Here is a 12,137-nt window from a genome sequence, read left to right on the forward strand (position 1 = left end):
TAAAAAACAAGAGCTATGTAGCATTTACTCTTAAGATGTTATCGGTTTCTGGTAAACTTTGTCCCTCTACTTCATATTCATTTAGCTTAGTACTAGGCTTTAATACTGTATATGTCATGCCACCAGCAATGGCTCCAACTATCAATGCAGCAATAACTAATATTGATAAACTTATATGAGTAACAATGCGTCCAATGGTTACTGTCAACGTGGCTATTACACCTACAGAGAAACCGGTCTTTATTGCTCTTGAAGTTTCAGAATGCTTCTTTTCTTGAAAATTAAGATACTCAACAATATCTTTACGATCTTTGGAACAAGCACTATCCAAAGGAGTATTATTATAAGTATTTTTTATATAAATATTAGCATCTTTTTTCTCTACAAGATATCGAACTACGTCTAAGTAACCCATTTGAGCAGCTTCATTCAAAGGAGTATTACCATGCCCGCTCTGTGTATCAACATCAGCCCCTTTATCTGATAGAACTTGAACTATGTCTAAGTGACCCATCTCAGCAGCAATATGCAAAGCAGTACAGCCTTCGTTGTTTCGTGTTTCAAAACTAGCACCCTTTTCTAACAGACATTGAACTACTTTCAAATGACCACGTCCAGCAGCTTCATTCAAAGCAGTATCGCCATCCTTGTTTTGTGCATCAATATCAGCACCTTTGTCTAGTAGAGCTTGTACTATTTTTAAGTAACCCTCTCGAGCAGCAATATGCAAGACATATTTGAAACTCTTCTTTAGTATGTCAGCATTATCCATTTTATCTAATAGAGCTTGAACTACTGCTAAGGGACCATTTGTAGCAGCATAATGCAAAGCAGTTAAGTCATCATTTTCTTTTGCCTCAAAAACGGCTCCTTTTTCCAACAGAAATTGAACTACTTCTAAGCGTCCCTTGCTAGCAGCAAGATGCAAAGGAGTTTCATTATCATCGTTCTCTTGGTTAATATCAATTCCTTTTTCGTCTACAAAGTACTTAACTATTGCTAAGCGACCGTCTTCGGCAGCAATATGCAAAGCAGTATTGCCATTGTTGTTTTGTGCATCAATATCAGCATCTTTATCTAATAGAGCTTGAACTATCCCTAAGTGACCTCCTCTAGCAGCATAATGCAAAGCAGTACATCCTTCGTTACCTAGTTCCTCAACGCTAGCCCCTTTTTCTAACAGAAATTGAACTACTTCTAAGTGGCCATCTTCAGCAGCTATATGTAAAGGAGTGTCATCATCGTTCTTTTGGTTAACATTGATTCTTTTTTCATTTATAAAGTACTTAACTACTGCTAAGCAACCCTTTTCAGTAGCACAATGAAGAGCAGCGCAGCCTTCACTATTTTGTTTTTCAACACTAGCTCCTTTATCTAACAGAGCTTGAACTATTTCTAAGTGGCCTTCTTGAGCAGCTATATGTAAAGCAGTATCGCCATTGTCGTTTTGTGCATCAACATTAGCGTCTTCATCTAATAGAGCTTGAACTACTTCTAAGTTACCATGAAAAGCAGCACAATGTAACTTAGTATTACCGTTACTTTCGCGTACATTATGATACATAATTTACCTCACTCTAAAAATCTATGTTTTGATTATTATACACTTGATCTAATTAGCAAGAGTTTTATGTATTTTTTAGAACAGCAAATTTGTTGTATATAGGTGTAGAAAAATATCTTTTATTTCAAATTGGATAGAAAAACATTCAACTTAGTGTCATAAGAACCTGTTCATAATCTTTTGAGAAGCAAAGCAGTAAAAGCCAGAACGACCATTTGTAAGCTGGTGTTGAGTTTACGCTCGCAATTTTTCCATAACCTTCTACATTTTTCCAACCAAGCAAAAGACCTCTCTACAACCCATCTTTTTGGCAATACAGCAAAGGTATGTAATTCGCTTCGTTTTATTACCTCTAGTTGCTTTTATTTGAGTTGCAAAATTTTCTCCTGTATAGCCAGCATCAACTAGTATATTTTTAACTTCAGAGAGGTTTTCTTTAGCATTTTTAACCATTTTCACAGCACTGCTACGATCAGCTGCTTCTGCAGTCGTTACATAAATTGCATGCGGTAAACCTTGTGTATCTACAGCAATATGGCGCTTTATGCCTAAAATCTTTTTACCTGCATCATAGCCTTTTCTTTCAGCAGTATCTGCGTTTTTAACACTTTGAGCATCAATTATACAGAAACTGGTTTTCTCTTTCCGACCATTGTTTCTTCGGACTTCTCCAACTAATTTTTTTTAAACGCATTCCAAAATACTTTCTTCACCTATGCTTGGTTTTTCACTCCATTTTTTAAAATAGTTGTAACAATTGCGCCATTTTGGAAACGCTTTTGGTAGCATTCTCCACTGACAACCGCTTTTCAGGACGTATAACACTCCACAAAATACATCATACAAATCCAGTTTTCTTGGTTTTGTTTTTTTTCTACAGGACTCTAGATCTGGTAAAATAATCTCAAATCTTTCCCGACTTATGTCACTTGGGTATACACTCCTCATATATCCTCATTTATATATACTATCTCTTAGTTTATTCCTTTCTTGACATCATGTACAGTCTCTTAAACATTCTTTTTAATTAATTTTTTATAGCCTTCCTTAACCCTACTCTTTCTTCATTAAAAATCTTGCAATTCTGGCTAATATATGCTTTCATGAAAAACGATGCTAATATTAACTTGGTGGGGGTAAGATAGTCATGAATGAAAATGAAAAAAAGTTTATAAATTCAGTTCCAGAAAGTGACCCAGATCATGCTGTAAAGCGCTTTCAGATTAAGGAATGGTATGAGCCATTTGGGAAAAAAATCTTAATGAGTGCAGATCTTTCTTATGTTGCTGAAAAGCTAAATAATTTCTCAGATGCTAAGTATTGGATGCACAGGCAATTTGGTGATTTTATTCTCAATAGAGCCTCTATTGTAAATGAATTACTTGGCATAAAGAGAATAGACGATGAAGATCTATTAGATGACTACGACAGGTATCAAGTTGTTTGTTGGCTTTGCTCAGAGGAAAGTATACGTAAAAATTTTCCATCTCTAAAGCAATATCAAGGCGATTCAGAGTCAGAAGGGGAGTTTGTTACAGACACACTGGGTAGGTATTCTAGGCTGATGGAGTTCTGGTCACACTATATTCGGATAATGGATAAAAATGGTGACCTTATTTCAAATCCTAATGAAAAAATCCTAAATAACTTCAAAGAATTAATAGCAAAATATAATAAGAACTATCATAAAAACTTAGACTATAACACCCAAGTTGACTTATGGAAATATGGGTTTGAATGTGCAAAAAAAGAAGGGTGTATAGAAGCTCTTGAATTCTTTTTAGGTAAATTAGAAGGGAGAATAACACAAAATGAACGTGATGGAATTTTAATTGACACAGCACTGTATGCTACTTCCTCGGGTAGTTTCAATCTCAGGCATAGCAATGCTAATGTCATAGACTTTTGTCTTGCTAATCTAGGTGCTGATAAGTATAAGATGCTTCTGCAGAAAGATTTTGAGGTTCGTGGCAATTACTCTATATTGGACGAGTTAGAGGGTAGGTATTTGTTCTGGTATGTAAAAGAGTTAATTGGTTGTTTGGAGCCTGAGAATATCTCATTTGAGAAATATTCTGTTCACTTGATTTCTGGGATAGGACGTCAAGTATGTGTGGCGCTTGATAAGAAATTAATGCAGGTAAGAGGTGATTTTTTAACGTGGATATTGGATAAAGAAGGTTTTGCAAAACATAGGGAATACTGTCTCAATAAATTAAGTAAAGGTGATCCTGGATTAATTAATATGTTATCAGAACTTTCCAAAGCTGGTGCATTTGAGCCTTTAGAAAAGATATTAGACTCTGTAACTAAAGCAGGGCGTAAGGAGATAGCCGAGTCATTTCGTATGCTACAGGAGCCTTGTTGTGCTTTATACATTCAAGGTAGAAAAGATCTGTTGGATAAAGTTCTTGATGATACTAAATATAGTAATAATTTTGTAAGGGCTATAGAGGAAATTCTAAAACAAAATCCTGCTTACAAACAAAAATGGGATTGCGCGTGCAACCTACATAAGGAATTTAGAATAAAAGAATCTATGACAAAAATCTTGGAATTACTATCGGACTGCGGGTTAAGTGATATTATAGATAAGAAAATAAATGAGTTCGAGCAAGCTAGTCAGGCTGGTGGCGATGTATCATCATCTTTAAATGATCTGAAGTCTACCGCTTCTATTCAAGCAGACGTATCTAAGTATAGAACACATTAAGGAGTGGTAATATGCCAGATGATAAAAAGGAGTTAATACAGCATCTTTTCGAGGCGAGCACTGCTAATAAAAAATTTCAAGAAAGATTTCAGTCATTCTTGGATCAAATACCAAAACCAAGTGGAGCTTCTGCTGCACCAGAAAAGGAAGGGTTCTTTATAAACTTCTTTCTTGGCATGTTCGCTAGTTTAAAGAGCACAGAACTTGCTGCAAAACTTGAGCTACAAAATTTGCATTTTCGGGAAGTTCAGGTAATTAGAAAAGATTTACATGTTATTGCAGAATTTGGAGAAGATAAGAAAAAACATCTTTTTGTTTTCTCAGAAAGCAAAGGCAAAAAGTCCAGTGCCAATTTGGAGGAAGAAATAAAGAATATAGGCGACAATATAGGCAAAAATGTAGGAACTAAGGTTCTAATAGGTAGAGAAATACTTGAAGAAGAAGAAAAAAAGAAAAAAGAGGATCAGAGGTGGAAGTTTAAAGTCTTAGTAGAACATAAAACAAGTAAGAACCCTGAAGTCAAAGATTTTAAAAAAGTAGATTGCAAAGCAGATGAAAATTTAGAAGGCAGTATAGTTAAGTTAGCTACAGGTGACTTTCAAGATGGTATAGATGTTATTGAAAAGATAATTCAAGAAGCTAAAAAACTTTACTCTGACCTCAAAGGAAAAAATCTCGTACAAAATAGTAGCAAAGAAGCAGCACAACATGGCTTTATCAGTGGTATGTTGATAAACTTTCGTTATCGCTACAACTTGAAGTTATACTTAGAGTTATTAACAGGGAGGGGGTATAGTGATATTATGTTGCTTATAAGAGGAAAAGAGCGATCTTGGTCAGCTGTTCCTGTGGTAATGGAATTAAAGGCAGAGGGTAATGTAAATAATGCATTAACAGAAGCAGAAAGTTACGCTAGGGGATTGCGTCGTAATAAGATGCGCTTATTAACAAATGCTGATAAAGCTATTTGTGTAGGTATTAACCTTAATGAGCAGAAAAAATCATATAAAATTCCTGAAGTAGCATCTAAGATAAAAAGAAATGAAGAACCTATTATGCAATCCTTGTTTAATACGGTTTATAGTAATGAAGATACTCAAAATAGAATGGAAAATCTATTAGGCCAAGTATACTACACGTTTCCTTCAGAGCAATATACAAGAGATTACTTAAGTAGGTTCTTACTTGGACAGTTGCCTTTAGTAAAAAAGCCTAAAAAGGCAAAAGATATAAAAGTATGCTTATTTAACCACTCAGAAGCAGATATACAGGACCGTCTTACTACGTACATAATTGTTATTAAGGAACAAGTCAATAAAAGCAAGGTATTTATTTTTCATGTACAGGAAGCTGGTAGTGAAAAATTTAAGTATAACAAGTATTCATTTACTGAAGAAATATTAAATAAAATTGGCCTCAAACAAGGAGAAATTAGACAAGTCACTCAGGTATATGTAATGGGTTATGGAGAAACCGGACCTAGTCAATCAGCACCTTCACCTGGCACTTTTTATCAAAATAAAGACTTAGTAAAGGTTGAAAATAAAGATTCAAGGGAATACTTTGAAGGAGCTTTTTCTTCTCAAGGGAGACAAACAAGATCTATCACATCTAAGAATAAGTTCAAAGGAGAGGTGCAACTAATCAATCTTGCACCTAAATTAATTGATAAATTTAGAGAAGCAATAAATTATCAACAAAAAGGATTAAGGGAAGAAATTGAAGGAAAAAAGAAAGAGTTAGGAAGAAATGACAATAAATTTGAGTTATGTGCATATAAAAACTTGTTTGATGCAGTTAAAGAGTTAATGTGTGATGAAAATGGGAAACCAAAACAAAGTCTTGTATCAATGATTAGTAGTGAAAACAGGTTTAAAGCTTTTTTAGATGGGCTATTCACTGGATTAAGTGATTTGGATAAAGATAAAGTAATTGCTGTACTTACAGAATTTCAAGTTGGAGAAGGAGGTAGAGTTGATATTATGGTACAAGTTGTAGATAACGAAAATCCTGATGAAAAGAAGAAGATGGAAGAGCTAAAAGAATCTGTATCTATGGGGTTTGAATTGAAGTACTCTGAAACAACAAAGGAGGCAGCTAGTGAAAAGTTAAAAGAAGCAAATAATCAGATAGAGGGATATGCAAGATCTCAAAATATCAAATCAATAACAGAAGGTGACAAGGTAGCGTTTATTGGAGTTGTTTTCAACAGCAATGCTGATAAAAGAGATAATTTGATACTAGTAAGCGAAAAGTTTATTGTGGCTGGTGTTCCGCACAGCTCGACAGATGTCAGTCTTAGCAGTAAACTATCTGGATTATCTATTGCTACCAACATCAATACAAGATCCCTAGCCAAGTAAATCGAAGAGAGGAAGTAGTTATCGTCGGGTATAAGAATGTTGAAGGTACACGCTTTGATTGAACAATGGAGAAATGTCCTTCCTTAACTACAAGGTGGACACGGATTTAATAGTTTGAAAATTTGTGTTAAAGACAATCTATAATAAAAGTGCGAGGCATCTAAAATGTTTTTAACCCCAACTATGGATTAAATAAAGAGATAAAAGTGCAGCTAAGAAGAGGAAAACAGGGTAAGCTCGAGTATTTTAGCAATAATTAAGAGGTATTCCAAGGTGCGCCAAGAAGTGCTTGGAGAACAGTTGGTGAAAATCCAACACAAACAAAGTCTAGCCAACAGTTTGGAACAGACCACTATGTTGCATGAGGTAACGAGTGTAATAGAGCTAGTGGGATGGACAATGCAGGGTACAACGAAAGTGAAGGGATTGAGTTCCGAAATACCTGAAGACATAGAGGTCGACATTTTCATGGCCATGGAAGACAGCATGAAGGATAACGTAAAGGCAAGTTATCACTCACTCTATCGGGATCTGAGACCGTGCCATGTATTGAAATGGACTTCAAGTGAACTTGGGAGATCCTATGCATTCCTACAAAGGTACGCTGGAACAAGTCAACAAAGGCAAGAACTAGCGGAAGATGCAGGGGAAGTCGGACTGATTGATAGTACTCAGAATGTGGGAAAGCCACGTACAAGGGGAAGCGATCAGCAATATAGTAACTGGAATAGGGATTGCTAGGCCAATACAACGGAGGTTGGAATAACATGCAAAATAAACTAAACCAGATAGCAGTAAGAGCAAAGCAAGATAAGCGACTAAAATTCACATCGTTAGTCCATCTGATAAATACAGAGAATCTTGCGAGATGTTATAAAGAACTGAAGCGTAACAAGGCTTGTGGAGTAGACCAGATAACAGTGGAATCATACGGAGAAAATCTGAATGAGAAACTCGAAGTGCTAGTAGAAAGTATGAAGAGGAAGCAATATCAACCACAACCAGTAAAGAGGGTATATATACCGAAAGCTGGAAGTAAAGAGAAACGCGGACTCGGAATACCATCGACCGAGGATAAATTAGTACAGATTATGCTGAAGAAGATATTAGAAAATATTTACGAGGCAAACTTTCTGGACAGCTCATATGGATTTCGACCTGGAAGAAACTGTCATCAAGCGGTAAATGCACTAGATAAAGCAGTTATGTACAAGCCAATAAACTACATTGTAGAAGTGGATATCAAGAAGTTCTACGATAATATACAGCATAAATGGCTAATGAGATGTCTAAGGGAACGAATAACTGACCCAAATTTGCTGTGGTTAGTAAAGCGGTTTCTCAAGGCAGGGATAGTCGAAGCTGGAAATTATGAAGCAACAAAACAAGGTACACCCCAAGGTGGTATAGTAAGTCCTGTATTAGCAAATATATACTTACATTATGTGTTGGATTTATGGATAGAAAAGAAATTTAAACCAAGATCCAGAGGATATATACAACTAATAAGGTTTTGCGACGATTTTGTGGTTTGTTGCGAAAGTAAGGTAGACGCGGAAGAATTTCTGGAATTACTGAAACAAAGGCTAAATAAATTTGGGTTGGAAGTATCTGAAAACAAGACCAGAGTAGTAAAGTTTGGCAAGAGGGAGTGGCAACAAGCGATAAGAGAGAAACGAAGGACGGAAAGTTTCAATTTTCTGGGGTTTACGCACTATGGTGCAAAAAGTCGTCGTGGTAGATTAATAATGGGACATAAAACCTCAAAGTTAAATCTAGCCAGAAAACTAAAAGAAATCAAGGAGTGGTTGAAAATAGTCCGCGGAAGTATTCGACTTAAAGATTGGTGGCAAGTACTGAAGGCTAAATTAACAGGACACTATAACTACTTTGGTATTAGCGGAAATTATTGGTGTTTGAAACAATTTTACACATCAGTAAGAAAGCTAGCATTTAAATGGATAAATCGGCGTAGTCAGAAAAAGAGTATGACCTGGGAACAGTTTGTACACTACGTAGAAGTAAATCCATTACCAAAGCCAAAAATACATTTTTCTTTATATGCATAAGAGGGACGACTGTGAAAACTAATATTGATGAGCCGTGTGCGGGAAATCTGCAAGCACGGTTCTTTAGGGGGAGTTGTAGTAATAAAACTCAAACGAGAGGAGTAAAGCTACAGCTTCTACCGAACAAAGTAGCCGACACTGGGATGGCTTTGTTGCATAGCAACGTAAGTTTTTTCCAGAGTAAATAATTTTATGCGACTATTTCAAATTTAGGCATACCAATTGCAGTAAATTTGTTCATTAAGTAGCATTTAATAAGTAGTTCCTTCTCTCTATTTGTCTCAGATTTATTCTTAAAACTAAACCCAAATATTCGCTTCAACCTTGAGAAAAATTCTTCAATATACGATCTTTTTCCGTAATTTACTTCTTCTTTCCATCTTTTTATACCATTCTCACCATGTAATTTCATTAACTGAATAGCGGCATTTCTATCAAGCATATAATCCAATTTTGGATGCTCTGCTGCGTTGTTTTTCGGAGGAATTTTCGTTTTTATGCCATATTGATTACACAGCTTATAGAGCTTTTTTCTATCATATGCCCTATCTGCATATAGTGCTTTTATAGCATATTTAACATCAAATTTCCCCAATGCTCCATAGTGATCAGAGTAAACGCCATTACTGTATTTTGTAGCTATGACTTGTTTGCTCAACATTATGTGCAATTTTCTTACTTGTTTATAGCCGCGGTACTCTCTATCTTTGCTATTTTCTTTGCTGGTATCTGTTCAGGGGCATCGCAAATATTGAAGCAAAAGTGGTGTCATCCGAGTAGCTCCTTTTTTTGTCATCCCAGTGCGTGACACATAACTGTACGAACATTGCAATTTGCGGGCAATTTACGTGGCAGGTGGTGTCATTCCAGTGCTTGACACTGGAATCCAGCTTTTGATCGAAAATGTTGTATAGTGCACAATCAATTTTTCTGGATCCAAGTAGTCAAGACGCTAACTATGGATTAGCTGATGAAGAAAGTGTTGGAAATAGAAGGTTTTTTCCGTTTTAAAGAATATGAAATAAGGGTGGAAAAAATGTGAACTAAAAAATTAATAGGAGTTCTATGGCGGGTATCTAATCTGTTTTTTAGGTAACCAAAGACGGTTTCAATGATAGATCTTTTTCTCAGAAAAATCTTCTCATTTAGCGAGATTAATACATTTTTCATACCTTTTTTTATCTTGGTCACAAGCTTGAGATTTCTATCAAAAAAATAGATCTTTTTTAATATAGCCTTTATCTCCAAATAATAAACCCGCTAATTTTTTAGTCAGGTCTGGAACTGGTTTCCTATCGTCAACATTACCTTTTGTCAAAGTAACCCCTTACCTTTTTCATTGATTACCATATGTAATTTGAAACCATAAAACCAACCATAAGTGCTTTTTCCTATCTCAGCAATTCCGGAAAAAACTTTGTTTTTTGAGATTCTCTTTCTGTGACATACTGCAATAGGTGTTGAATCAATATACTGTCTCTTTTGCTTAACCATTGCAGCAGAATCGCTAAATACCATAAAACTCGCGGCTTTAATGCAATGAACCTATCATATGAAGGCAGTGTTGGAAAGTCTGACTTATGTAATAACTTTAGATAGTATTGATAAAATGATTTAAAATTTTCATATCTAGATTGCTGATATAGTAGAATTATTGTTATAATTTCAGAATACGTTATTTCTGGCACTCTGGTAGGTTTTTTGCCACTTGGCAGTAGTCTGCTTGCAAAATTTTCATCTATTATTTTACAATAATCATCTACAAAACAGTGTTATATTCTTATTCATTGAGTAACCTCCTATTATCGCTAAAATACTGGAGTTTACCCTCTTTTTCCCTCCTCTCTTACTATTTTTCTAATCCATAGTTAGCGTCTAAAATACATAAAAGCTTTAGGCAAAAATTATAACATCAAAACAGTGGAAAGTGTTATGCAGGAAAATGGTATTCAAGCCCAACTTAGAGGTTGTCCAGAAACTAGTAAATTCAAGCATATTCCCTCTTTAACATAACCCTACTCATAGCTAGGTATATGAAATTCTCAGTGGATGTTGTGAATACTCCTTCGATAGCCTTCTATTCCTATTAACCCAAGCAAAAGTCCTTTCTACAACCCATCTTCTTGGCTGTACTTTAAACCCTTGTTCTCTTGTTGGTAGTAGCTCAGGTGGCGTATCTTTGTGCACCCAAAATCTACATGGAGGCCTTTTAACAATTTCAATATCTATGTCATATTCTTCCTTTATGTGATTCTTTAAATTTCTTCCTTGGTATCCCATGTCAGCCCACATTTTTTTAACTTTAGTATATTTTGTTCTCATATTGTTTAATGCTATTTTAATACCATCTCTATCATTTTCGTTAGCAGCGCCTACGTAACAACCTAGTATAAAACCCTAAGTGTCTGTAATTATATGCCTTTTTCTACCCTTTACTTTTTTACTTCCATCATAGCCTTTGATCCCCCTTTTTCTGTAGTCTTTACAGATTACTATACAGGCACTCGGCTGCTCATTCCTTCCTATTTTTCTTCTACTATATTTTGTAATTTCATAATTCATTTTCTCAAAAATTCCCTGCTTCTTCCATTGCCTGAACTGCTCATACACAGTCTTCCATAGCGGAAAATCATTTGGTAAATACCGCCATTGACACCCTGTACGCAATACATAGAAAATTGCTTCTAATATTTCTCTTTTGCTATACTTTGGCGGCCCTCCTCCTTTCTTGTATGATACTCTGAAGTGTTTTTCTATTCTTGCCCATTCCCTTTCGCTTAGATCTGTTGGATACTTTTTTCTCATCTTTACCCCGTACTAAAATTTCAGATATTATAGCCTTTTACTAGTTTCCGGACAACCTCTTAAGTCTTTTAAGCGAAACGTTTGAATATACTCCGATTTTCCTTCTTGCAAGTAACAAACAGTAAAACTATTGGTATAATGCCTATGTGACGCATATTTTTCCTCCAATTGCACATTTCAATATATCAGAGTACTGGTTGGTCCAAACTCCTATACGAGGTCATCACATTTTGTGAGCATCACCGGTGGCAGAATCTGAGTAACGAGGTCTTCTTTCATATACTTTATACAAGAACACTCAGAAAAAGTGCCAACCTGCCACCTATCCACTCTGAGAAGTGATTATCTTCTCTTGCTTCCAACCAAGCAATACCTAATTCATACCTTCTGGGTAGGGCCAGTTTTTTGACAACTTTCCTTTACATGCCGGTGCTTCTAGTCTGCATTTTTCTTGAGCTCTCATTTGCGTAACGACGTTGACAAAGTGTAACCAAGGTGTTTCTTTTATAACATATTTTTAACTTACAACCGCCGCGGTATCTCTTAGCCGCTAACAAGTAGCGGAATGACAAATTTGTCGTTTTTTAAATCGTCGGTAAACCAGAATTACTTTAGCTATAACA

8 protein-coding genes and 3 pseudogenes are annotated in these 12,137 nt (G+C 35.6%); 5 read left to right on the forward strand and 6 right to left on the reverse strand.

What is annotated here, in order from left to right; translation table 11 throughout:
* Nucleotides 1–13 precede the first annotated feature (13 nt).
* Both ACQH1X_RS02070 and ACQH1X_RS02075 read right to left on the reverse strand, forming a co-directional pair.
* Entirely contained in the window at nucleotides 14–1,564 is a 1,551-nt protein-coding gene (locus ACQH1X_RS02070) for an ankyrin repeat domain-containing protein (RefSeq protein WP_425386412.1), read from the reverse strand.
* 170 nt (nucleotides 1,565–1,734) lie between these two features.
* Nucleotides 1,735–2,512 (reverse strand): annotated as a pseudogene (locus ACQH1X_RS02075) (IS5 family transposase).
* A 199-nt stretch (nucleotides 2,513–2,711) separates the two neighbouring features.
* Here ACQH1X_RS02075 and ACQH1X_RS02080 point away from each other — a divergent pair.
* From ACQH1X_RS02080 to ACQH1X_RS02100, 5 genes are all read left to right on the forward strand, one after another.
* Nucleotides 2,712–4,277, forward strand: coding sequence for a hypothetical protein (locus tag ACQH1X_RS02080; RefSeq protein ID WP_425386413.1), 1,566 nt, complete (start codon nucleotides 2,712–2,714; stop codon nucleotides 4,275–4,277).
* 11 nt (nucleotides 4,278–4,288) lie between these two features.
* A complete protein-coding gene (locus tag ACQH1X_RS02085; protein WP_425386414.1) occupies nucleotides 4,289–6,640 on the forward strand; it encodes a hypothetical protein in 2,352 nt (783 codons plus the stop codon).
* 354 nt (nucleotides 6,641–6,994) lie between these two features.
* Complete coding sequence (locus tag ACQH1X_RS02090; protein WP_246433168.1) at nucleotides 6,995–7,381, forward strand: hypothetical protein; 387 nt, start codon at nucleotides 6,995–6,997, stop codon at nucleotides 7,379–7,381.
* 26 nt (nucleotides 7,382–7,407) lie between these two features.
* The gene (gene ltrA, locus ACQH1X_RS02095; RefSeq protein WP_425385808.1) at nucleotides 7,408–8,709 is read left to right on the forward strand and encodes a group II intron reverse transcriptase/maturase; all 1,302 of its coding nucleotides are present in this window, start codon (nucleotides 7,408–7,410) and stop codon (nucleotides 8,707–8,709) included.
* Between the two features lie 11 nt (nucleotides 8,710–8,720).
* On the forward strand, nucleotides 8,721–8,897 hold the full coding sequence (locus ACQH1X_RS02100; RefSeq protein WP_425386415.1) for a hypothetical protein: 177 nt from the start codon (nucleotides 8,721–8,723) through the stop codon (nucleotides 8,895–8,897).
* A 2-nt stretch (nucleotides 8,898–8,899) separates the two neighbouring features.
* Here the strand turns inward: ACQH1X_RS02100 and ACQH1X_RS02105 are convergent.
* From ACQH1X_RS02105 to ACQH1X_RS02120, 4 genes and pseudogenes are all read right to left on the reverse strand, one after another.
* Nucleotides 8,900–9,433, reverse strand: a pseudogene (locus ACQH1X_RS02105) (transposase); the annotation flags it as partial.
* A gap of 239 nt (nucleotides 9,434–9,672) precedes the next feature.
* Nucleotides 9,673–10,454, reverse strand: a pseudogene (locus tag ACQH1X_RS02110) (IS982 family transposase).
* 280 nt (nucleotides 10,455–10,734) lie between these two features.
* Nucleotides 10,735–11,100, reverse strand: a complete 366-nt coding sequence (locus ACQH1X_RS02115) for a transposase (RefSeq protein WP_425386642.1) — start codon at nucleotides 11,098–11,100, stop codon at nucleotides 10,735–10,737.
* 6 nt (nucleotides 11,101–11,106) lie between these two features.
* Nucleotides 11,107–11,514 carry an IS5 family transposase gene (locus ACQH1X_RS02120; protein ID WP_425386416.1) on the reverse strand — a complete coding sequence of 136 codons (408 nt, stop codon included), beginning with the start codon at nucleotides 11,512–11,514 and terminating at the stop codon, nucleotides 11,107–11,109.
* Between the last annotated feature and the right edge of the window lie 623 nt (nucleotides 11,515–12,137).

The sequence above is a fragment of the Wolbachia endosymbiont (group A) of Barypeithes pellucidus genome, assembly GCF_964030885.1.
Taxonomy (GTDB): domain Bacteria; phylum Pseudomonadota; class Alphaproteobacteria; order Rickettsiales; family Anaplasmataceae; genus Wolbachia.